Origin of the sequence: Alteromonas antoniana (assembly GCF_019249295.1) — a bacterium.
Classification (GTDB): domain Bacteria; phylum Pseudomonadota; class Gammaproteobacteria; order Enterobacterales; family Alteromonadaceae; genus Alteromonas; species Alteromonas antoniana.
This window is the reverse complement of sequence record NZ_JAESDH010000004.1, coordinates 251661-275615: the sequence shown is the minus strand read 5'-3', so window position 1 is coordinate 275615 and position 23955 is coordinate 251661. Positions and strand designations below refer to the sequence as shown.

The following is a 23955-nucleotide window of genomic DNA, read 5'->3' as shown; positions in this document are numbered from 1 at the left end:
GATATAGAACGCATCTCCTTAAACGAAGATAGCCTCAAACACTAAACGAATCACAACGGTCTATATTGATCGCTTACGACACATCCTCGCTGACGGGACAAAAAGTCAGAATGGTGTTGCCATTGCCTGAATCTGGTGAGCTTTTACTTAAGTCGTTTAAATCAAAGCTACGCAGTCAGATAAAAAAAGCGGAAAAAAATGGTCTGACTGTGCAACTGGGAGACACTCGGGAATTTATCAACGGTTTTTACGATGTGTACACTCAAAACATGCGCGACCTTGGGTCTCCTGTTCATGCAAAACGTTGGTTTGAAGACATCATCAGTGCCTACGGCAAGAATGCCGTAATTAGCGTTGTTTATCATGAAAACACGCCGATAGGCGCTGGTATTGTGATTAAAAACGCACAAACCGCAAGCATTCCGTGGGCATCAACGCTGCGCGAATTTAACCGGCTGGCACCCAATATGTTGCTTTACTGGTCACTATTAGAGCATTGTGCCGACAATGGCATTGAAACCTTTGATTTTGGCCGCTCGACATTCGAAGAAGGCACGTACCGCTTTAAGAAACAATGGGGCGCCGAGCCACAGTTGTTGTTCTGGCAGAAGTTTGGACAATCTGGTGAAGAACTGCCTCAGGTTCAGGGCGTGGGCTCGCAGAGCAAGCTTCGAAACACCATTGAAAATACCTGGCGAAAATTGCCGCTGGGACTAACTATAAAATTAGGGTCGACGATTCGGCCTTATATCAGCTTGTAGCTGCAGTTGGAGCAAGGAATGCTGGGTATATACCGATTTATATTAGCTCTGAACGTTGCAATCTTTCATTTATTGGGAGTTAACGCTATCGGCCCCTATGCAGTTTTCTCATTCTTTATTCTTAGCGGCTTTTTAATGACATTGATTATGCATGAGTCTTACGGATACAGCGTATCGGGTATAAAGAAATATGCATTAAACAGAGTATTGCGGCTATTTCCTGTTTACTGGGCGCTGCTCATTGTCACCCTGCTAATTATTTTGTGGGTAGGGGAGGATAAGAGTACTAACTTCCACGCCGCTATGGCAATACCAGATACAACACGAGAGTGGTTATCTAACATATTTCTTATGTTTATAGCTGAAAGGCCAATTGAAGTAACCCCGCGCTTAGCACCTGCAACTTGGGCACTTACGATAGAGTTATTCTTTTATTTCTTGATTGGATTAGGAATTTCCAGAACTAAAACAGTAACAATTATATGGTTATTGGTAAGTTTACTATATACAATTTACTTTAATGTAACGCATCATTTAGGAATCGGTTACGGCACAGTCATGTCAGCATCTCTGCCTTTTGCATTAGGTGCTTGTGCTTATCATTTTAAAGATGCCATTTTCAGATTTGTTGAAAACTACCGACTAGCGTTTCCACTCTTTGTTTGTTTTCTTTTGAACCTTATAGTTGCAGCTAGTTCGAAATTGATCCTACCTGAGGATATTGCATGGAAAGCTGGTGTTATTTGCGTTTTCTCAAACCTAGCTTTGAGCGTTTTTATGACGGTTGTACTATTTAAAAATGACAAAATTTTCAGAAATTCAACAACGAAAATGCTCGGCGATTTGTCCTATCCACTCTACATTTTTCACTGGTCCGGCGCTCTTCTAGCGGCATACTTGTTGAATGATATTTCGCGAGAAAACTCCCCTTTCACTGTCTTTCTAATTGGGCTAGTAATGACCTTAATACTTTCTGCGATCATTGAGCGTACACTAGCTTCCAAGGTTGAATTAATAAGAAGAAGGATTAAATTTTAATGTGCGGCATAGCAGGATTCAGCCAGTTTCATTACCAGGAAGGAACAGAAGCCAAACTGGAGGCTATGGGCCAGGCCATATTCCATCGCGGGCCCGACGCCGGTGGTACGTATCTGGATGAACATATTGGCCTGTGCCATCGCAGGCTCAGTATTCTCGACTTATCAGAAGCTGGTAATCAGCCCATGTTTTCCGCAGATGGGAATCTGGTTATCGTCTTTAACGGTGAAATCTATAACTTCCTAGAGTTAAGAGAAGATCTCGAAAAACAAGGCGTTACATTTAAAAGCCATACCGATACCGAAGTAATTCTGGAGCTTTATGCCCGCGAAGGAGTCAGTTGCCTTGAAAAACTAAACGGCATGTTTGCGTTTGCATTGTGGGACAAGAATAAACAAGAGTTGTTCATCGCCAGAGACCGTCTGGGGAAAAAACCACTTTACTATTATTCGCAAGACGGACGCTTCGCTTTCGGTTCTGAAATTAAAGCCATACTGGCACTAAACGACATTCCAAGAGAAATTCGTCTGGATGCCGTGTATGACTTCTTTGCTTACCAGTATATCCCTGATCCCAAAAGCATCTTTAAGCACATTCACAAGTTGCCGCCGGCGCACTACATGGTGCTGAATAACGATGGATTCAGTATTCATGAGTATTGGGACGTTAGCTTTAAAAATATCTCTTCAGAAAGTGAAGAGTCGCACAAAGCACAGTTAAAAGCCCTGCTGGAAAAAGTGACAAAGCAGCGCATGATAAGTGACGTTCCACTTGGCGCATTTTTAAGTGGTGGCGTAGACAGTTCCGGCGTGGTTGCCATGATGGCACAAGCCAGCGATACACCAGTGAAAACCTGCACTATCGGCTTTGATGATGAAAAGTTCAATGAAGCCGACTTTGCCAGGGAAATTGCTGAGAAGTATCAGACCGAGCATCATGAGTACACAGTGCATCAGAATGTGGCTGATCGTCTTGAGCATATCGCCAGCTTTTTTGACGAACCTTTTGCTGACCCCTCGTTAGTGCCAACGTTTTTTGTGTCTGAACTTGCCCGTAAAGCCGTGACTGTGGCACTAGCCGGAGACGGCGGCGACGAAATGTTTGCCGGTTACGAGAAGTACACGACTGATGACATCGAAAACAAGCTGCGCAATAAGTTTCCGGAAAGCGTCAGAAAGCATGTATTCCCAAGCCTGGCCAAAGCCGCAGGTATCGTTCCGGGCTCAGTAGGCAAAAAGGCAAAATCACTCCTTACCAGCCTGTCATGCGACCCGGCAATGGGTTTTTATATCACCAACAGCATGATGACCGATGAAACCTGGAATAAGCTGGCAAAGCCCGAAGTAAAAAAGCAGCTTGAAGGCTACCATCCCAGTCAGTACACGCTGGACATGTACAATAAAGCCGATGGTCCCGACCACCTCAGCAAAATTCTTTATACTGACATCAAAACCTACATGACAGGTGATATTCTGGTGAAAGTAGACAGAATGAGCATGGCCAACTCGCTGGAAGTACGTGCCCCTATTCTGGATTATCAGGTTGCAGAATTTGCCGCTACCCTACCAGCCAGAGAAAAGTACCGGGATGGTGAGAAAAAGTATTTGCTGAAAGAGGTGTTTAAGGCTTTTATTCCGGATTCTCTGTTGTACAGAAAGAAAATGGGATTTAGTACCCCTTTGGATGAATGGTTCAGAGGTGAGTTGAAAGATATGGGTGAAGAGTTGCTGCTTCGAGATAAAGAGGGTTTAGCCTCTGTTTTTGAGCCCGTAGAAATACAGAAAATATGGAGTGAGCATCAACGACGTGTCAAAGATCACGGGATTGAGTTGTGGAGTATGTTGATGTTTCAGATGTGGTACGAGCGGTTTGCCGCTAGAGACCAAACAAGCATGTCATGAAGTTGATAACAACACGCGTGATGTTCTCTTAGGCTGCACCTAGATTGAAATTACATTTATGAGTAACCTTTAATGATTAAAATCGACATTATCATTCCTCATTTTGGTGATGTGCTGCCTCTAAAAAACGCAATTAATGCACTCACCCAATTGCCATCAATTAGCTTTATCAACAAAATAATTGTAGTTGAAAATGGTCCTTTATCCGGTGCAAAGGAAGTATGTGAACACAACGACAAAGCAACTATTGAACATATTTACACCCCGGTACCTGGACTGAGTAATGCAAGAAATTTAGGTATAAAGCACTCAGATGCAGACTACTTAATTTTTTTCGATAATGACCTAGGATTTGCAGATAGTACATTGGAGGGTTACTTCAATGCGTTTTCCGATTGTGGACAAGAGTATTTCTATGGTGGACCGGTTGAGCCCGTTTATGAAACAGATCCGCCTGAGTGGAAATTAAAATTCGTTCCTCCTTCTGTTAAAGGTTTTTCACAAGGCGATACCAACTTCATATCGGATTCTGCTGAATTTTTGGGTGGAAATCATGCGCTTTCTCGCAAGTCTATTTGTGAATTACAAGAACACTTTGGGTCTGTATACGAAGGTGAGTCAGCCACAGGAAAAGATGGCGGCGGAGTCGGTGAGGAACATCGTTTACAAAGAAAATTACTCACACTTGGGTTTAAATCATGCTATGTAGCAGACGCTAAGGTCTACCATCCAGTTCCTCAATCATGCCTGACACACGAATGGATTTGTAATCGCCGCTTTAGGCGTGGAATTACCGATGCGTCTAATCAAAAAATGTTTGAATCTAGGTTTAAAATTAAAGGAATTCCTTTTTGGGTTTGGAGAAAGTTTATAGTGAGTCGGTTAATAGAAAAGGTACTTATAAAGGTTAATCCTCATATTGCTTTAAAATGGGGAGTTCAAAGAGCTTGGTCTGCTGGAGTAAAGGCTGCCCACGTTCCTAAAACCGAGAAAGGAAGTCAATAGCATGTTTTCAGCGCTTGAACTTTTCTGGCTAAAACGAAAGAAACCAAAAGGCTGGATTGACGGTTTTTCCGAGACAAATTCATTATTTATACATATTCCTAAGACGGCCGGAACCAGTATATCTAAGGTGCTTTACGGGGAAGATCCCTGGCATCACACACTTGATGAGTATAGCTATGTTTCTCATAAAACACTTAAAAAGCTATATAAATTTGCCATTGTACGGAACCCGTATGATCGATTAGCTTCAACATACAAATACAGTTTTGAGCAAGCAAAATCTCACCCGAATACCTCTGTAAAATTTATTACCCGCTATCCCACCTTTGAAGAATTTGTGACTGATTGGGTTAATGAAATAAACGTACGCTCTCACTACTTCCTATACCCGCAGTGTATGTATTTAGGCGAAGAGCGGGAAAAAATAAAGATTGATTTTATCGGGAAGTTCGAAGACTTAACCAATGCATATGAAGTTATAGCTAAAAAGTTGGACATCAAAAGCGAACTACCTGTAACTAATAAGAGCCAAAATACTATTGATGCCCGATATACAGATAAAACTGCAGAGATAGTTTACGATGCCTATCAGGAAGATTTTACAAAGCTAAGTTATAGTAAGGACTCATTCAGAAAATAATAAAAACACTCAGCTTTATACAGTAATAGTTTAATAAGCCAATTAACTTGCGGAATTTTGCATGCTTCATCCTTCTATGGTGCACTCAGGAATATAATAGGAATGGTATCTTCATCTAACGGGCCAATAAAAATACTACATCTCACCTACGATATGCGAATCGGTGGAACCGAAATGGTGATAAAGAATATTATTTACGGACTCCATTCCTCTGAATGTTCAATGTCTATCTATTGTATTGAGGCGCCGCTCGGCCCTTGGGGAGAGGCTCTGAAGCAAAGCGGTGTATCGATTGAAACAACCTCTCGTCTTGCCGGCTTTGATCGTAATCTGATTATGCAGGTTCGAAATCATATTAAGCAGCATCAAATCGATATTATTCATTGCCATCAATACACCCCGTGGGTTTACGGTACACTCGCGGCAGCAGGAACTCGGACTAAAGTGATTTTTACTGAGCATGGTCGGTTTTACCCTGACTCCTCATCTTGGAAGCGTCGTATCGTCAACCCGATTCTTCTGAAACTCACAGACTCTGTAACAACAATCTCTAAAGCAACTAAACACGCCTTGGAAGAGTTTGAATATATACCTGAATCCTCCACCAAGGTTATTTATAATGGCATCAACCCACTTCATGTTGACAATAAATCTGTTGAATCGCTGAAACAGGGATTGGTTGATAACACTGACACAAAAGTTATTGGCACAATAGCCAGGCTCGACCCCATAAAAAACCAAACAATGATGCTACACGCATTTTCCAGAGTGCTGAATCACCATTCAAATACAAAGCTGCTAATTGTCGGCGACGGTGAGGAAAGGGCGCGGCTTGAGTCAACTGTTAAAGAGTTGAAAATAAGCACCAATGTAATCTTCACCGGATACATTACCGATCCAAGTGAGTATCTCGCGATAATGGATATTTTTCTGTTGTCATCGTTAAGTGAAGGCACTTCAATGACTCTTCTGGAAGCCATGTCATTGTCTAAACCATGTGTTGTAACAGACGCCGGGGGTAATGCTGAAATCATCGAACACGGTGTAAACGGTCTGGTTACGCCAAACAATGATATAGAAGCATTTGCTAAGGCTATATCCTCATTTTTAAGTACAGACTTATCTGCGATGAAAAAAGCCGCAAAGGAGCGCTTTGAGCAGCTATTTACTGCGGATAAAATGGCTGATAGCTACCAAGCAATTTATAAACAAGTTCTGAGCCAAAAATGACATCTAAAATAAAAAGTGCAATGTTGTCTTTGTTTATAAAAGCACTCAACCACGAAAAAACACAAGAGCCTCTGTTTGATAAGATAAATCAGGTTAAACAAAAGCTTGCACCGATGGTCAATACGCCTTCTCCATACGATGCAGATAAAAAAGACGATGCAGTGACACCAACTGAGAAAAATATCGTTTTTGTCACCAGCAGATTTCGCTCAGGATCCAGTGTCTTCTGGAATGTATTCAGGAGCCAGAGCTCCTGCACTGCTTACTATGAACCATTTAATGAACGAAAATGGTTCAATCCTCAGACAAGAGGCGCGAATGTCGATGCGACACACCTTGGTATTAGCGATTACTGGAGCGAATATAACGGTTTACAAAAGCTGGAATCTTTTTATGAAGAGTCATGGATAAGAGAAAACCTTCATATGGACGAACACACATTCGCGCCTAAAATGAAAGCTTATATTGATACACTCATAGATAATTCAAAAAGTACTGCCGTACTACAATTCAACAGAATTGATTTCCGTTTAGGATGGTTAAAGAAAAATTATCCTCACGCCAGAATAGTGCATTTGTATCGTCATCCCAGGGATCAATGGTGCTCATTTCTTACGGATAAAAAATTAATGAATGCAAATGCGGTCTGCCACACTTACAGGGACGCGTTTTACCTGGACGTATGGTGCAGGGACCTCTGTAAACACTTTCCTTTTTTATCATTGAATGAATCCCCTCATCCATACATGCGATTTTATTACTTGTGGAAGCTCTCCTATCTATATGGAATAGAATATTCTGACATATCTTTGTCTTTTGAGGAGTTGACTCAGTCTCCGCAAGAGGTTCTAAACCAACTGTTTAATTCTCTTGAATGGGAATCTCCAGACTTTGATAAAGCCTTATCTGTATTGGAAAAACCTTCTCTTAATAAGTGGCAGTCTTACGCTGAAGACGAGTGGTTCAGCACTATTGAGACTCACTGTGAAAGGGTGCTGACCGATTTTCTGACGAGTAAGCAAAATAATGAATTCTAATCCGACTGTTAGTGTTGTTGTACCTTTATACAACAGAGAAAAGTTTCTTCCTCAGCTAGCACAAACAATGGAATCTCAAACGTTTAGAGATTTTGAGCTAATACTAATCAATGACGGCAGCAGCGACGGAACAGCCGAATGGATCCAGCAAAACAAGAACAAATTTTCTGTTCCGGTCATCTATCGCGAACAGGAAAATGCTGGCCCGTATGCAGCCAGAAATCACGGGCTGAAGCTGGCTTCAGGAAATTATATTGCATTTCAGGATAGTGATGATGAGTGGCCTGACTATCATCTTCAAGAATTCGTACAGACGTTAGAAGAAAATCCTGATATTGACTGGCTTTTTGGAAGTCTTACACGAATTGACCACGACACCCGTGAAGTTGTTGAAGCAACAAATTTTGTCAGAGAAGATAATTCTAAACATCCGTTTGTAATGCTTAGCTCTGACCCTGTGAAAGGTTCTGAAATGACAAAAATTGTTAACGACCCCAAAGCAGGTGAAACTGCCATTGTCCACAGTGTGCCCGGCAGCACACAGTGTGCTCTAATTCGAAGGGAAGTCTTTAAGTCACATTTATTCGATGAAAGTTTCAGAACCGCCTATGATCGCTTTTATGCGATTAAACTGGTCTTGCTAGGTTACAACTTCGCCTTTACAGAAAGGACACATCAAATTTATCACATTCACGATAGCCATATTTCGCTGGTTACAGCGGGGTCCACACAGAAACGGGAGCGCTCAGCACTCACCATGATCAAAGGCTATCAAGGACTTTCTGATTTTGTCTCTACACCTGCACAAAAAAAAGCAATATCTCAGCGTCTTGCAAAAGTCTATGCGTGGGAATTATCCATGGCTTGTCAGGAGATGGGCGAATACAAAAATGCAATGCGAGCAATGATGAAGGCAGTGTATTTATCACCTGGTACCTGGTTATACTGGCGCTCCCTATCTGCCAGCTTAATTAGATTTTTTCTTCGCAGGTAATGTAGAGACACAGGTAAAATATATAGAGCTATCAAGTAACGTAAAATTAAGGACTAAGTCTTGCCACCAACTAATTCATTAACGGCAAAAACAACAAAAACAGTGTCATTGTTTGGTGTTATGAAGGCCCTGGTCACAATGCTTTCCATGCTAAGCGTTTTCATTCTCGCTAAAATATTAACGCCAGAAGATTTTGGTCTTGTTGCAATGGCAAGCGTAATTGCAGTTGCGCTGCAAGCCGCATTACAAATTCCAGTCAACCAGGCTTTAATTGTAATGCAGACGCCAGTAAGAGATGACTTCAACACCGCATTTACTATCAATGTAATCCGTGGTGTGTTGATGTTCCTAGTACTCGCACTCTCCGCATACCCACTCTCAGTCTTTTATGGGGAATCAAGTGTCACACTAATAGCGCTTGCTTTTTCAGCGTCACTGCTGGTAAGTGGTTTTGAAAATCCAGCTTTGATTACGCTTGAGAAAGATTTAAACGTCAGTAAGATACTTTATCTCAATACGTTTTCTCAGCTTATCGGTGTTGTTATGGCGATAGGTCTGGCATGGATGACTAAATCCTATTGGGCAATGGTGGTCGGCCACATCGCAAACCAATGTTTCAGAATAGCTTTTTCTTATTACTTAAGACCTTATAAACCAAACTTCTCGCTTAAGAAGTGGCGGGCTTTAATCTCATTTTCTGTCTGGCTCACGCTGAGTAAAATCATACTGACATTGGCAGCGAAATTTGATCAGTTGCTGATAGGTAAGTTCCTGGGGGCTGGGGTATTAGGCCAGTTTAATATTGGCAATGAGCTGGCCCGAAAACCTACTCAAGAATTTTCAGCGGTGCTGAATCGGGGCCTATATCCCGCATTTAGTCAAATTAAAGCTGATAGCGAGCGTACTTCTTCGGCATTCAGATTGTCACTAGCAATTTCCACTTCAGTTATGTTACCCATTGGCGTTGGGCTTTCCCTGCTGGCTGAGCCAATTATTCTTCTTGTGCTGGGCAAGGAGTGGGAAGGCGCTATTATTGTCGTACAAATGCTGGCATCTATTACTGCGCTTTCTGCAATCAACGGCGTCACAAAAGCGGCATTAATGGCAAAGGGGGAAACTAAACTTTTGTTTCAAAGAGACCTCTTTTTCGCGTTTATCAAAATCGCGGCTGTATCCATAGGCTTGTACTTGGAGGGGCTAAGCGGTTTACTCCTTGGTGTCATTTCAAGTCAGCTATTACTGATAATTATTAATATTCAGCTTGTTTCCGCACAGATCCGCATTTCGGCTTTTTCTCAGATAGCATTAATGATTAGACCAATGTTAAGCGCTGTAGTGATGGCCTCAGGATTGTATTACTTCTATCCCACTATAGATGTATTAGATCACAGCTGGTATTACAGTATTCTGCTGATTGCCGGATATGCAATATCGGGGTTAATCCTGTATGTTATTAGCCATTCTAGCTTATGGTTTTTAATGTCTAAACCTTTGGGTATAGAGCAAAAGTTACTTAGTCTGATGAAAAGAGTGAAAGCATAAATGGATCCTACTGGTATTAGTCATCCACATGTAATTCTGTTGGGAACACAACGATCTGGTACAACATTACTCACCAGGATCCTTGATACACATAGTAAGCTTTTTATACAAAATGAAATCAGTGTTGCTGAGGTATTTAACTCAGAAAAAACCAATGAAATCATATCCAACTGTAATGACCAGGTTTTAAAGAGACATGGAAAATCTATTCCAGACCTTTTGACAGAGACAAACAAAACTTATTGGGGCTTTAAAGATCCTCAGTTAACTGAGCACCTGGATAAATTAAAGCCGTTTCTCAAAAAGACCAAGTTTATCACCATAATAAGAGACCCTCGTGGTGTAGTGAATAGTTATATCGACAACAAATGGGGACTGGGGACCACTGCCTATACCGGAGCCCTCCGTTGGAAAGAGGAAGTTGAACTGCAAAAAGCTTTCATGGCACTTGCTCCTGAAAACTGCCTTTACATCAGGTACGAAGACTTGGTTAGTGAACTAGAGCCTACTCTCAAACGCATTTGTACTCATTTGGACATAGAGTACGAGCCGGAAATGCTAGACTTTCACAATAAAAAAGCCAGATATAAACTGAATGCATCAAATATAAATACGATGAAAAAAACCACAACAAAGTTCAGTTCACGATGGAAAGCCTCGCTTTCTGCCAGACAAGTAGAAGATATAGAATACGTGTGCCATGCCCTGATGCAAGCCGACAACTACAAAACTGTTACAGAAGGTACACGCCCAAACTTAATGCGTCGTTTGTACTGCCAATTGCACCAGCTTATCGTTGGCGAAATGCAGATACAGTATCAATTAAAACGTGTATATCTGAAACGAAAATTTCCGAGGATTTTTAGTAACTAATGCTTAGTGTTCTTATGTTTTACGGAACCATGATAAGTGGTTTTTTGCTGTCATTCAGGCACTCATTAGCGCTTTCTTTTGTCGTTTATCAGGCAATTTATTTTTTTAACCCGGAAAAAAGATGGTGGGGGAATCTCGTACCAGACATCAGTTACTCTTTCTTTATTGTTTTTTTTATGTTTTCGCTGGTAGTGATAAACCACAGCAGAACGAAGCAAAACAGAATCTGGGCGGTCCCGCCTTTGAAGTGGGCTATTATGGTAATGGTTATTTACACAGCTGCATATTTCTATGCCATTTCACCAGACTTCCACTATATATTCATGGTGTACTTTATAAAGCTCATAATCATCATGTGTATCGCTTACAAACTGATAGGCTCGGTACGTGACTTCTCTTATGTGTTGTACGGTTATATTTTTTCAGCTTGGTATGTAAGTTTTTATGTCTACCAAATAGGCAGAAACTCGGGTAACCGGGTTGAAGGGGTTGGCCTGGTCGACTCGCCCGACGCAAATGGTCTCGCTGCGGCAATCGCTCCAGCCTTGGTGCTCTCGCTATATTACTATTGGATTTCAGCCAACAAGGTATTGAAGGTAGCCTTTGCAATTGCCGGTGTATTTATGGCTAACGCTATAGTTCTGATTAACAGCCGGGGGGCGTTCCTCGCTGTTGCTATTGGCGTCATGTTTTTCATGTATTACATGTACACTTCATCTTTTCAGCGCAAACATCAGAAGAAGATGGCGGTTTTTATCACAATCGCAGGGCTTAGCGGGGCACTCTACCTTGCTGACGATGACTTTATTGAACGAGTTACCGGAATCACATCGGAAGTAGAAGCAAAAGACGAAAAAGAAACGGGTGCTACACGTATGATTTTCTGGCAGGCGGCCTGGGATATGACCAAAGATCACCCCTTTGGCAACGGATACCGTGGCTTTAACTATTACTCTCCCTTTTATATTCCAGAAGACGTTGACACAGGCGGCAAGAGAAACAGAAGCGTACATTCTACATGGTTTGAAACGTTAACCGAAGTAGGCTACTTGGGCTTGGGAGCCTTTCTTATGATGTTATGGTCAGCCTGGAAGTACCTTAATAAAACTAAAGCCTATCTCAAGAAGAACAACCTGGTTGACGACTATTTTAAAATAGTTGCGCTTCAAGGGTCTTTACTCTCCTTCATGGTAGCGATGTCATTTTTAAACAGAATGCGCGCTGAAGTACTGTATTGGCTGATTATGTTCGCTGCCGCGGCCTACAATGTGTATGTATTGAAGAGCTATATGGGTGAAAGAAAACTAACCGACTTGGACAAAGAGAGCGCCTAAAACGGAATATAAGCCTTTATGGGGATTTCTTTTCTGTTTTTATCCGGAATAATTTTATAAGCTACCAAATACGTGTTTCGGATTGTCCCTACCGCTAACCAAAGAAGCTGCCTGCTGTCATCCCAGGTAACACTACCTAAAAGGGTCGGATCTCTGCTCCTTTCGGACCAGGGGAGATTTTCCCTAGGCCATTCATATTCTAAAAAAGTTAACGCCGTCGGAGCGAGTTCTTTGTTTGCAACATCGACCAAATCATCAGGAGAAAAAACCAGGAGTGTATTGGCGTGCATGCCTTTGTTATACGCCTGATTAAGTGTTTCACTTTGATGATCTCCCCGATTCCCACGTCCTTTATTACTGTAAAAAGTAGCGGGATCTTCCACAAGAAAGTACTTGCCCGAACCGCTATCTCCCTGAGCCCGATAATCCAAGACTCCTCTTGCAAAATTTTTGGTCGCGATTACCCCTTCGATTGCAGGACTGTTTATTATAGCCATTCCTCCTACATCTCCTGCTTGCCAGAATCCTCGGCTACCTTCAGCAGCCTTCCACATGGGAAGACGGACCTTGTCGTAGGTGTTTGGGTCTTTGTCGGGATAGGTATAATACGGGTCACGATGTGCTGGTGCATTTTTAGGGTAATAGATTAAAGAAGTAGCATCCGAACTTCCTGTCTCCCACTTTGCAAGTGCTGGTCCTAAAGGTGAGCCAAGCACATCATATCCCCCTCTGCCAATCAAAAACATAGAACGGGTACCTAGCTTTTCAGCAAATTGCTTGTCATGAATTCTGACGAAGCCAGCACCAAATGCCTGAAGCGTTTCGAAAGGACTAAGGGAGATGTTTGATACCGAAGTGATATTGTAAGGCTTAGTGATCTGGGTATTCAGATCAAAAGACAACAGCCAGTTTGCTTCGTAGCCGCTCCGGTAACTTTTTCTGCCAGAAACCAATAGTTGGTTTTCATCAACCCAATGAACTGCCGAAGGCGATATTTTTTCGTAGTCAGCCATTATAGTATAGTTCTGCTTGACTATAAGCTCTGCCTTCATGCTTTTAAAGCCATTTAAAGATACCTGCGGCTCTTCAAGAATGAAAACCTTATCTTTAGGGTGCCCAGATGCCCAAACCTTTGTCCCTGGAAGTAAGTCTAGATACCTGGAGTTGAAGCGATACTCGTCGACAATTAGAGAAGGAATTTTAAACCCACCGACAAACTCCAGAAACTTACCTTCCATGATGAGTTTTGTTTGCCCTGCGTGAATGTTCTTTGATTTATCTAGAGTCTCATCCCAAGCGAGTTCCGAAGATTGGAATGAACTTTCACTATTAAACCCAATTTCTTCGATCTCGGGCAGTAAATGATCGCTACCTTCAGTAAATAAAGCTAAAAATGCAACTGAAAAAAGAAAAGCACACCCTGCTACGAAAGCCAGTAATTTAACAGCGGAAATAAATTGCATAAATAACGCGTCCTTTCTTAAAGTCGAATTTTCTTATCGCTGTGAGGGTACATGGAAACGACAACCTTCAGACTTATCGTACAAGTTTTATATTACCTTTCAAAAGCGCAGCGCCTCCATTCCTTGCTGTTATTTTTTTGTTCACCTTATTTCCGGATATTTCAACACTATGAGTTCGTTCAAAGCGGTACTCTATGGCGTTTGGATAACGACCATAAAGAAAGACTCTGTTATTTGTAACTCTTGTATAGGGGCTACTTTCCAAAACGATGCCCACGTCAGCGAATGGATGGGCAGGGTTATCATGAACAATGAGATTTTCGGCAATAAGCCCTCCACTGTTTTGGTTTTCACGGTCTCGCATGCCAAAGCCAATTCCTCTGTCGCAATTGATAATTGTGTTTCCGACAATCTTGTTATTTGCTGAGTTATTCCAAAAGTGTATCGCGTGCTCAGCCACTTTATCTGCCGGGCTGGCTATATCTTTAAACAGGTTGTATTTAACTTTCCAGTTAACCGCCCTGTGAGCATCAATACCACCTATATAGTATTGCGGACCAATACCTTTTGAGTAGTAAAAAGTATTGTTGAGAACTGTGCCGCTATCAGAATAAAAACTCGTATTTCCAGCACTCACCTTCAGCAGTTGCTCGTAAGAGTCACGTAAAACGCTGTTTACCAATGTAAAATTATCGCTGTCTGTCTCTGCACGTAATTGAATCAGATGCCGGCGAGCATGTTGTAGAGTGACTCCTGCAATAGTTATGTCTGACCCCGAAACATCAATTAGCACATCAGCATCACTTTCCTCCAATGACGCCCCCCCTGAAATCACTGTGCTCTCGGGGTCAGAGGTTTCGCTTCGTAATGTGAAGCTATTTCTGGATAGTTTGAGCCGTTTAGAAATCGAGTATAAGCCAGGCGCAATAATTACTTCTTTGACGAGCTTTTGTTGATGAGCCTTTTTTATCGCAGAGAGCAATTCTTGCGAGTTCGTTACATAAAGAGATTCAGAAAAAGCATTGAAGCTCAGGCAGATACTGAAGACACACCAGACAGTTGTAGTAACGCTTTTCACTTTCATGTATGCCACCCAGCAGTAATAATATATGTAACGTTGTAATGAGCATCACGATAAAGATCGGTACATTCATACTAATATCTCTTGTACACTACCAGACTTTAAGATTGCAATCTCGGTGTACAAGCTTTCATGCGTTTACTATTTGGAACTCTTTCGCTTCTAGTTGGTATTAGCCTTCTGGCAATTAACCTGTATGGACTGACTCAATCATTAAGACCGGAAGGCCTGGCTCCAGATGTTCTTCGCTTTGAAGAAAACGACTTAAAGCTTTCCCACGACGATTTTCGTGAGCAGGTGAAAAAGCTACCTTCTGAAAGTAAAGAAGAATACGCAAACCGATTAACCAAGGTTATCGCTGACGGCATGGCACATGTACATTGGGAGTATTATGATCCTGACGTGTTCCACCAGCGTGTTCCTGTATGGGAAAATTATATTCTCTACCTGGCTGGAGCCCTCACCTCCATTTCAGAATTCGAGCGTTACCATTTTACGATACCGGAAAAAAGCATCGAAAGGGGTATCGGTCTCTGCGGCGATGCATCCATGTTACTTTCAGAACTGCTTAACCAGGAAGGAATAAATAATTCGATAATAAGTATTCCAGGCCACGTGATGGTTGAGGCTGATTATGGTAGCCAAAAACAACTTTTAGATCCTGACTTTGGGGTACCTTTAAAGAATGAGCTCATATTTTATGTTAATAACCCTGATACACTCGTACGCGAGTATGAGAACTTTGGCTACTTCAATAACGGCGAACTGGTCATCAAACGGGAGATGCGAGAAGGGAATTATCAGTACTGGAATGGGGCGAGCCACTTCGTAACAAAGAAATACTACTTTGAGAGAATATCTTACATCGTGAAGTGGGCATTACCTATTATACTGATTGTTATTGGACTTCTGTTGCGTAAATTTAAAAAAGGAGAGAAGTAGAAAATGGAAGGGTTATTACCTAAATTCGTTGTAATAGGGGCTCAAAGAGCTGGTACAACCTGGCTTTATGAATGCCTGAAAGAACACCCTGATGTTTTCCTGCCTGATACCAAAGAGCTTCACTTTTTTGATCATCATTTTGACAAAGGAGAGTCTTATTATCGACGTTTTTTCCCCGTTACAGTTAAAGAGAATTATGAAAGCTGGGGAGAGATCACACCGAACTATTATCAGGAACCGCAAGCTCTTGAAAGATTACAAAGCATGGTCCCAGATTGTAAGGTTATCTTTATTCTGAGAGAGCCAGTTTCCCGACTGATATCACAGTACGAGCTGTTTTCTCAATCTGACTACAAAGACTTAAGTTTTGAAGAGGTTATACAAAATAAACAGAGCGTTATCGATTTGAGTCTGCAGGGTAAACACCTCAACCGCGCGTTGAAGCTTTTCGGAAACGACAATGTTTATACCTGCTTTTACGATGATTTAAGTTCAACTCCCCTTACTTTCTTTCAGAGTATTTGCAAGTTCATCGGAGTAAACTCATCTTTCGAACCGTCTTTTATAAACAAAAGAGTGAATAGAGTAGTCCTTCCTCGAACACAGGCAGCGTTAAAAGCAATTGGCCTTGGAAAAGCTATTGATTTTGTTAAGAACTCAAGATATTCGGAGTCTATAAAAGAGATATTTCACAATCGTCCCTCTCCAAAAGGAAAGCGGTTCACGCTCCCGCAACACGTTTTAGATGAACTGGCTGAAGACGTTACTTTAATAGAATCGATAACACATAAGCGTCTTGATAACTGGAAAACGAAATACAAAAAATAAGCACTTAAAAGGGGTTCTAAAAGACTAAAGCCAGTTGCTGCGTCACAGCCTTACAACTTCATAATTCAGGACTGTACCTACAGAGCTACTGGCAATTTCTATTGTTCCTGCTGTTTCTAGCCAGGATAGGGCCTAAAATACTAAGCAATCGATTGAAATGATAATTGTTTGAAAGCTTACCCGTAAGAAGTAGCAAAATAGCGTAGGTTAAAAAGAATACCGTTCCCCATAACAAGGACTGCCAAATTTGAGCACCGCCTCCATAACCCAAGCCAATCACCTCTACTACACTGCCAGCCAGAAGGTAAGCAAGCGCACAACAAAAAAGTGATGTAACAGCGGCGAGGAAAACTTCACGAACGTAACATAAATTGGTTTTAAAGAAAAAGACTATCAACAATAAGGTCACAGAAAAACCGATTAGCACCCTCAACCATGCCAAGCCCTCAAGCGGAAACGAAAGAGTTACACCAACGGTTAACGCCACAGTAATGAGCAGTAAAGATATCACGTCTGACACAAAAATAAGCCTGACATTGCCATTTGCGATAAATGCCGTTTCGATTATCTGCATGAGCGTCCAGTAAAAGAAAAGCAACGACAATATCGGCAGAACTGTAGCGGCTATTCCCCAATTCTCCCCTAACAATATAAACACTATTGTCTCTGCGTAATTCCATATAAACACGCAAAGTGGAATGGATATGATCATGGCGACAATAAGCGAAAACGCTACGTTATTCATTAGCGCATTTTTGTCATCCTTATCATTTTTAAACGCACTCAGAAGCGGCTCTATAGCAGGCCCCAACAAGAAATGAGCGGGCATCATCGCTAACTCTCTGGCCATATGATAATTCCCCAACACACCACCGGAAAACGCCTTCGAGACGACGATGGTGTCAATTTGAGACCGCATATAGCCAACCACGCTTTTGGCCATCATCCATTTGGAGAATGTCCATTGAACCGCGACACCTGAAAGAGTGAATCTGGGTAACTTTCTCGCGATAAAATACGAGATCACCACAGCTAAAAGTTTTGCAGCGATATCAGTCAGAATAAAAGCCCAAAAGCTCTCCAGAGCGAAGGCCAGCGTAATAACAAGAGGAACTGCCAATAAACGTTCAGCTAAAGAGCTCCAGAATAAAGGCGCAAAGTTAAGCTGTCGTTTAAGTAGAATGTATATTGGCGATTTGAGTGCCTGTATTGGTAGTATTAATGCACTCAGACGGAACGCGTCAGTCAGCTCTGGTCGCTCGAAGAAAATAGCTATCCACGGGGCGAGTAAAACGATAACCAGCGCGATGGCTAATTTTAATAACAGGTTAGCCGTCCAGGCTGTATGCAGCTCCCGCCGGCTCACTGTCGTTTTCTGAATAATGTATTGCTCGCTGGCTGCGTGCGAAAGAATATCAAAGAAATAAAGCGCTATGCTGACGATAGCGATATAACCAAATTCTTCGGGGGCCAGTATACGTGCCAGTACCATTGTACTGATAACACCGAGAAGCTTACTGATCAGCTTCGCGGAAGCTGCAAACATCGCGCTATTTACAACTTTACTGGTAACGCTCACAACGCAAAGAGCTCTCGCGCTTTGTCAACATGTGCTTGCCAGTCAAGTTCCTGTTGCACATGACTCAGCCCGCTATCTCCATAGCTTTCAAAGTCTGGATTTATCAGCACTTTACTAAGTTCACTAGCAAGCTTCTGAGGTGATGAGCAATCGATAATTTCACCGGTTTTTCCGATAATCATGGTTTCCGCGGTTCCACCTGAATCGCCGGCAATAACCGGCTTCGCGCACGCCTGTGCCTCCACAAGCACCATGCCAAAGCCTTCAATATCATTGCCTATGGTCCGGTTTGGCAGAATAAAAACATCGCATTGCTGATAGCACTGAATTAGCGCCTCATCATCTAGATCGGTGTATATCCCCACGTGAGCTTCAAGCTTATTGTAGATAACCGACTGTTTTAGCTCTTGCTCGCACTCCCCTCTGCCTACCACTGCGTAGTACAGATCCGGGAACTGCGTAATTAACTCAGGCATGGCTTTAATTAAAAAGTCTTGTCCTTTTCTTCTTTGCAACCTTCCAACCGTGAGCAACACACGCTTACCACTCCAGCCCATATGTTGCCTGAAGTCATTATTGACCGGGGCGGGAACAAATCGCGTAGTATCTACGCCAGGGTGTAACACCACGCATTTATTGCTGTTAGAGAACCCCAGGTTCACAACCAGCTTCTCTGAGTTTTTGCTGTTACAAATCAGCATTTTTGAAGAGGCACACACGCGTTTGACTAATAACGCCTGTTCCCGGCTTGTGGCCGCAGTTTCAACGTCCTCACCATGCACGTAACACAAAAATGGTGTACCCGTTAATTTCTTAACCAGCCAGGCGATAACGCCTTCATGAATAACTCTTCCACAGTGAATTTCGTCAATGCCGTATTCTTTAACAATGTGGCGAACCTGTTTCACCATCCGCCAGTAAAACTTCAGGCCCGTCACACTTTTCAGCCCCCACTCGCTGGAGTTCATAGGTACTCTCAGGATCTGTAAATTGTGCGTCGAGTCAAACTCAGCACTACCTTTCACGTTGTGAGCCATTATCAACACGTTATCTTTGGATAGCCGGGAATACAGTTCCCAAAACCATCTTCCACTTCCCCCTTCTATGGGCGGAAAGTTCTCCGTCAGTAGTAGAATCTTTTTCATTGCTATATAAGGCTCTAAAGTAGCTATTAAATGATGTAACCTTACTGAAAATCCATAATAGCTTGGTCTATGTTTTCATGGACGGGCAGCGCTATGATAACCAGCTTTCCTGCTTCTCTGTGCCCCATCAGTGCATTCATTGTTTCGTATAGTTTTGCATCAACTTTTGAGCTAAATACGTGCTCACCTATCTCGTACCACAGTGTGTATTTGGCTTCTTTGCCATTGGGTGTAGTAACTGTGTAGACCGGTAGATTGCTATTTAAGCCTTCGCTGTAAACTGACTGAACTGAAGTTGAAACCAAGCTCCACTTTTGCTGATCGTAAGGTCTATTCAAGTCGCTGATAAGTTCATTATCAACACCAGAGAACCATGCTTCGTAAACGGTAACCATACAACCACCATTTAGTAGTCTGAATGACTTACGAGTTTCGCTTGGGTTATTAAATATTGGACCAAGTGCAATCTCTCCACTTTCACAGGACTCACCCGCTTTGTAGTAGGAGTAAGAAGCGCTTGCATGTGCTGGCGCTACATGGCGAATAGTATTCACCCACACTTTGCTAGCAACAAGCAAAGCGATAACACTTACGATAGGAAACAGGTTTACTTTCCAGACTGATGACGGTTGTTGAGGCGCAGACTCCCACTCAACCCCAGACTCTCTCATTAGTTCACCAATGCCGAGCAAAAAGAGAATAACCAGTGCGAAGAAGAACCACCCGTATATTAAATGATCGGCGCCGGCGGCATATTCCATATCGGTCCAATAAGCGATAAGAATGATGCCGTAAACTCTGATCACGTTCGCGACAATCGGAAATATCAGAGAAATAAAAACAAAAATAATCCGTCGCTTTGCAGACCGGAAATTCAGATAAGAATACAGCGACCCAATGACCACACTGGCGATAAAGAAACTCACGCCAGAGCAGGCTTCTGCAACCAAAAAGCGCCCTTGGGGTATTTCAATATAGAGGCCACTTCTGAATAATGGAACGCCAGTCAGCTTTAACAACCACACCGAGCCGTCGGCCGCAATTTCCTGCAGGTATGGAATTAGCTGCTCGCCAACCGGAACACTAAACAGCGTAAAACAAAGAGGAAAGAATATCGTTAATGCCGCCCTGGTACCGATAAGCATCCAAACCAGCAACGGGAACAATGCAAAGGTCGCAGCGTGCATGAATAGTTGCACGTCGCCTGCCACGCCGACAACATATAACAGTACTGTGGGGACAATAAAAAACAGGGACAGCCAAGACGTTTCAAACGGTTGTGCTAATAATGCTGACCGTTTGAGGTAAATCAGATAAATCACACCGGGAAGAATAAAGAATCCGTGGTTGAAGATTTCATTTCCCCACCACACATTCACGACAGTGACAAAACCCTGCCAGCAAAAAATAATCCAGAGCAAGAAAACGAAAGCACTCAGGACCAGTCTTTTATTGCTATTTTCCTTTACCACGTCGCGTTTCCCTGCCTGCTTGTTCTTATTATGAAATGTCGTATGCTTGCTGCATCGTGCCCCAGCGAAAATCTTTCAGTAAAGCAACGAGTTTCCCCTCCATTCTGGAGAGATTCACATAATGCCGGAATTTAGATTTCCAGGGCGCATTGTCAAACCTTGGCTGGTTAGCATCAATTTCCCATGGATGGAAATAAAAGCTGTAAGGTGCTGACTCCTCAGCCATAAAGCGGGTGATGCGCTTGCGGGAGAGCCAATAGGGATACAAACGGAAATAGCCGCCGCCCCCAATTCCAGTGTTCACGTTGTTTTTGCGCACCGTGGGAATAGGAATTTCGATGATGCCTTCTTCTCGTTCATATTTAAAACGCGGCCAGTGCGGCACGCCGTAAAGGTCGTGCTCAATCGGATATGTGCTTGAGGAATAAACAAAACCCAGCTCTTTAATAACATCGTATACCCAGGTGTTGTCATCATTAACTGAAAAGCTCGGCGCACGATAACCCTTGATAGCAACGCCACCAATATCTTCCAATATTGCTTTGCTTTGCGACACATCCGCTCTGAACTCATCCCGAGACATGGTAGTAGCGCGTTGATGCGCCAAGCCATGACTCGCCAGCTCATGCCCCTCATCTACAATACGTTTGATGACATCTGGGCAGCGTTTCGCCACCCAGCCAAGGGTAAAAAAAGTCGATTTCACATCGTTTTCTGCAAACAAGTCGAGTAAACGGTGCGTATTGTCGCCAACACGAAGACTCACCGAGTCCCAGTCTTTTTTGTCAATTACCCCTTCGAAAGCAGATACCTGAAAATAATCTTCCACGTCTACCGTCATCGCATTCAGGCGATTATCGAGTTTCATTAATTAACGCCCTTTGCCAAACAACACCACTTCCACGGTGCGGATAAGAATAAGGATATCCAGAAGCAAGCTCTGGTGTTTAACGTAGTAGAGGTCAAACTTGAGCTTTTCCATTGAGTCTTCAACGCTGGCGCCATACGGGTAATTTAACTGAGCCCAACCCGCAAGGCCCGGTTTCACGTTATGACGCTGATTGTAGTAAGGCACTTCGCGAACCAATTTTTCCACAAATTCAGGCCGCTCAGGGCGAGGGCCAATAAATGCCATTTCACCTTTAAATACATTGATAAGTTGTGGAAGTTCATCTACGCGGTATTTGCGGATAAAGTTACCAATACGAGTGACCCGGCTGTCATTCTTGCTGGCCCATTTTGCACCGTCTTTTTCTGCGTCAGGCCGCATACTGCGAAACTTAATTATTTTAAACAGTTTACCGTTGAGCCCTACCCTCTCCTGCTTGTAAAAAACAGAAGCGCCGGTTCTTCGGCCATCATCCAAGTAAATAATGGTGGCGGTGATGAGCATAATCGGCCAGACAAAAAAGAAGATGAAAAGCGCCAGAATAGTATTCAGGCTGTAGTCTAATGCATCTCTCAGGTAATTATTGCTATGGAATCCGTTGGAATAGATCACCCAGCTAGGGTACATCAGGTTTACAACAATCTGCCCCGTCTCCCGTTCCATAAAGTCAAGAAGGTCGGTAACTTCTATGCCGCGCAAACGACACTCAAACAATACATCGATTGGTAGTGTGCCACGACGCTGATCGCAGGCTATCACCACCTCTTCAATATCGTTTTCTGCAATAAACTGCTGAAAGTTCTCATCCACTTTCACATGAACGATTTTCTCTTTCTTGATACCTTCCTCACGGTTATCGCCCGGGATAGGAATAAAGCCGAGTAATTCAAAACCGATTCGGTCTACATCACGGCGCATGCGTTTTTCAATAATGGACGCACGCTCACCGGCACCTAAAACCACAATTCGAACCTTGCCCAAGCCTAAAAGGCCTAGGCGATTAGTAAAGTAGCGAAAGACAACCAGCGTGATGATAATTGAGCAGACTGCGGCAGGAAGAAAGTACGAGTGCATGACCAGGTTGTCAAAAAACGCCCGGCTTAGCACTTCTACCAGAAAATAGCTTAAGCCGACACTCACAAAAATGCGGCGGATAATACCCCGGAACGTCTCTCTTAACTTAGCCTCATAGAGCCCCACTGAAAGAGAGCACAGTAGTATGGATACGGTAAGTAAGCCGACATTAACCACTAGCTTTTCAATGCTAACAGAAGATGCCATTCCTAACTGGACTAAAATAAATTGGGTTATATACCCCATGTAAGCGATGAGTAACGCTTCTGTTACTACTAATATATTTGAGCGCTTATTTTGATTTCGCTTGTTTACCGCCACCCTTGGCCCCCTAAAACTACAGCGTATTTACCCATCATAAAGGTTATTATTGTAATAGACTACAGATGATGATGGCATTATAGTGGTATTTGCCGTAGGGTAAATTACATTAAGATAAAAATTAACCCATAATGAGTGTAGGACGATCTCTTATGAACCGCTCAACAAGCCTGATTTTGTTAGCAGTAGGGGCTTCTTTGTCGCTACTGAATGGGTGCAGTAGCACCTCCACATTGCCACAAGCGACCACACGTCCATCCCTTACTACGGATGTTAATGACTACCAGTATTTAATTGGTCCGGGAGATACTTTAACCATATTTGTATGGCGGAACCCTGAAATTTCAGGGCAATTCATTGTTCGTCCAGACGGAAAAGTAACTACATCTTTGGTAGAGGATATTGATGTAGCTGGCCGAACCCCCACCATGCTGGCCCGGGAAATCGAGGAAAAACTTTCAGTTTTTATTAATAACCCCAGGGTTACAGTAAGCGTGAATGGGTTCTCTGGTCCGCTAAGTGAACAGGTTCGGGTAATTGGTGAAGCCACAAACCCCAGCGCAGTAAACTACACTGAACACATGACGCTACTCGACCTGATGATCGCCGTTGGCGGTTTAACCGAATTTGCCGATGGCAATAACGCTAAATTAGTGCGGGTTGTAAATGGCGAACAGACCACCTTTGAGATTAATATTGACGATCTTATCCGTGAGGGCGAGATAACAGAAAACGTTGATATGCTTCCCGGTGATATCGTAATTATTCCAGAAGCCTGGTACTAGACGTAAACGGATTTTAATTAC

General features: G+C 42.8%; 21 protein-coding genes. 14 read left to right on the top strand and 7 right to left on the bottom strand.

Going from position 1 to position 23955, the window contains the following annotated elements; all coding sequences use genetic code 11:
- Nucleotides 1-65 precede the first annotated feature (65 nt).
- The 11 genes from JKP77_RS05210 to JKP77_RS05160 all read left to right on the top strand — a co-directional run bounded on the left by JKP77_RS05210 (nt 66) and on the right by JKP77_RS05160 (nt 12355).
- A complete protein-coding gene (locus JKP77_RS05210) occupies nt 66-761 on the top strand; it encodes a GNAT family N-acetyltransferase (protein WP_220100068.1) in 696 nt (231 codons plus the stop codon).
- Nucleotides 762-779: 18 nt separating this feature from the next.
- The gene (locus JKP77_RS05205) at nt 780-1799 is read left to right on the top strand and encodes an acyltransferase family protein (RefSeq protein WP_218310138.1); all 1020 of its coding nucleotides are present in this window, start codon (nt 780-782) and stop codon (nt 1797-1799) included.
- The gene (gene asnB, locus JKP77_RS05200; RefSeq protein ID WP_218310137.1) at nt 1799-3700 is read left to right on the top strand and encodes an asparagine synthase (glutamine-hydrolyzing); all 1902 of its coding nucleotides are present in this window, start codon (nt 1799-1801) and stop codon (nt 3698-3700) included. The genes JKP77_RS05205 and asnB overlap by 1 nt, the downstream gene beginning before the upstream one ends.
- Nucleotides 3701-3772: 72 nt before the next feature.
- The gene (locus JKP77_RS05195) at nt 3773-4705 is read left to right on the top strand and encodes a glycosyltransferase family 2 protein (RefSeq protein ID WP_218310136.1); all 933 of its coding nucleotides are present in this window, start codon (nt 3773-3775) and stop codon (nt 4703-4705) included.
- 1 nt (nt 4706) lies between these two features.
- Nucleotides 4707-5345, top strand: coding sequence for a sulfotransferase family 2 domain-containing protein (locus JKP77_RS05190; protein WP_218310135.1), 639 nt, complete (start codon nt 4707-4709; stop codon nt 5343-5345).
- 102 nt (nt 5346-5447) lie between these two features.
- A complete protein-coding gene (locus JKP77_RS05185) occupies nt 5448-6575 on the top strand; it encodes a glycosyltransferase (RefSeq protein WP_218310134.1) in 1128 nt (375 codons plus the stop codon).
- On the top strand, nt 6572-7612 hold the full coding sequence (locus JKP77_RS05180) for a sulfotransferase (RefSeq protein WP_218310133.1): 1041 nt from the start codon (nt 6572-6574) through the stop codon (nt 7610-7612). The genes JKP77_RS05185 and JKP77_RS05180 overlap by 4 nt, the downstream gene beginning before the upstream one ends.
- Nucleotides 7602-8606: a glycosyltransferase family 2 protein gene (locus tag JKP77_RS05175; protein WP_218310132.1), complete on the top strand. Its 1005-nt coding sequence runs from the start codon at nt 7602-7604 to the stop codon at nt 8604-8606. The genes JKP77_RS05180 and JKP77_RS05175 overlap by 11 nt, the downstream gene beginning before the upstream one ends.
- Nucleotides 8607-8666: 60 nt before the next feature.
- The gene (locus tag JKP77_RS05170; RefSeq protein ID WP_218310131.1) at nt 8667-10148 is read left to right on the top strand and encodes a lipopolysaccharide biosynthesis protein; all 1482 of its coding nucleotides are present in this window, start codon (nt 8667-8669) and stop codon (nt 10146-10148) included.
- Complete coding sequence (locus JKP77_RS05165; RefSeq protein ID WP_218310130.1) at nt 10149-11021, top strand: sulfotransferase family protein; 873 nt, start codon at nt 10149-10151, stop codon at nt 11019-11021.
- Between the two features lie 14 nt (nt 11022-11035).
- Nucleotides 11036-12355, top strand: coding sequence for an O-antigen ligase family protein (locus JKP77_RS05160; protein ID WP_218310129.1), 1320 nt, complete (start codon nt 11036-11038; stop codon nt 12353-12355).
- Here the strand turns inward: JKP77_RS05160 and JKP77_RS05155 are convergent.
- Nucleotides 12352-13818: a hypothetical protein gene (locus JKP77_RS05155; protein ID WP_218310128.1), complete on the bottom strand. Its 1467-nt coding sequence runs from the start codon at nt 13816-13818 to the stop codon at nt 12352-12354. The two genes, JKP77_RS05160 and JKP77_RS05155, sit on opposite strands and share 4 nt — an antisense overlap.
- 73 nt (nt 13819-13891) lie before the next feature.
- Complete coding sequence (locus tag JKP77_RS05150; protein WP_218310127.1) at nt 13892-14902, bottom strand: right-handed parallel beta-helix repeat-containing protein; 1011 nt, start codon at nt 14900-14902, stop codon at nt 13892-13894.
- Nucleotides 14903-15031: 129 nt separating this feature from the next.
- Here JKP77_RS05150 and JKP77_RS05145 point away from each other — a divergent pair, with 129 nt between their 5' ends.
- On the top strand, nt 15032-15841 hold the full coding sequence (locus JKP77_RS05145; RefSeq protein ID WP_218310126.1) for a hypothetical protein: 810 nt from the start codon (nt 15032-15034) through the stop codon (nt 15839-15841).
- 3 nt (nt 15842-15844) lie between these two features.
- Nucleotides 15845-16669: a sulfotransferase family protein gene (locus tag JKP77_RS05140; protein WP_218310125.1), complete on the top strand. Its 825-nt coding sequence runs from the start codon at nt 15845-15847 to the stop codon at nt 16667-16669.
- 85 nt (nt 16670-16754) lie between these two features.
- Here JKP77_RS05140 and JKP77_RS05135 read toward each other — a convergent pair whose 3' ends face one another.
- From JKP77_RS05135 to JKP77_RS05115, 5 genes are read right to left on the bottom strand one after another with little or no spacing between them, the layout of a single operon-like run.
- The gene (locus JKP77_RS05135) at nt 16755-18248 is read right to left on the bottom strand and encodes an oligosaccharide flippase family protein (protein ID WP_218310124.1); all 1494 of its coding nucleotides are present in this window, start codon (nt 18246-18248) and stop codon (nt 16755-16757) included.
- Complete coding sequence (locus JKP77_RS05130; RefSeq protein ID WP_218310123.1) at nt 18245-19393, bottom strand: glycosyltransferase family 4 protein; 1149 nt, start codon at nt 19391-19393, stop codon at nt 18245-18247. The genes JKP77_RS05135 and JKP77_RS05130 overlap by 4 nt, the downstream gene beginning before the upstream one ends.
- Before the next feature lie 41 nt (nt 19394-19434).
- A complete protein-coding gene (xrtA, locus tag JKP77_RS05125) occupies nt 19435-20865 on the bottom strand; it encodes an exosortase A (protein WP_218310122.1) in 1431 nt (476 codons plus the stop codon).
- Between the two features lie 28 nt (nt 20866-20893).
- The gene (locus JKP77_RS05120) at nt 20894-21733 is read right to left on the bottom strand and encodes an XrtA system polysaccharide deacetylase (RefSeq protein WP_218310121.1); all 840 of its coding nucleotides are present in this window, start codon (nt 21731-21733) and stop codon (nt 20894-20896) included.
- Nucleotides 21734-21736: 3 nt separating this feature from the next.
- Nucleotides 21737-23149 (bottom strand): TIGR03013 family XrtA/PEP-CTERM system glycosyltransferase, encoded by a 1413-nt coding sequence (locus JKP77_RS05115; protein ID WP_218310120.1) that lies wholly within the window; start codon nt 23147-23149, stop codon nt 21737-21739.
- Nucleotides 23150-23301: 152 nt separating this feature from the next.
- Here JKP77_RS05115 and JKP77_RS05110 point away from each other — a divergent pair, with 152 nt between their 5' ends.
- Nucleotides 23302-23934, top strand: a complete 633-nt coding sequence (locus tag JKP77_RS05110; RefSeq protein ID WP_218310119.1) for an XrtA/PEP-CTERM system exopolysaccharide export protein — start codon at nt 23302-23304, stop codon at nt 23932-23934.
- The last annotated feature ends 21 nt before the right edge of the window (nt 23935-23955 follow it).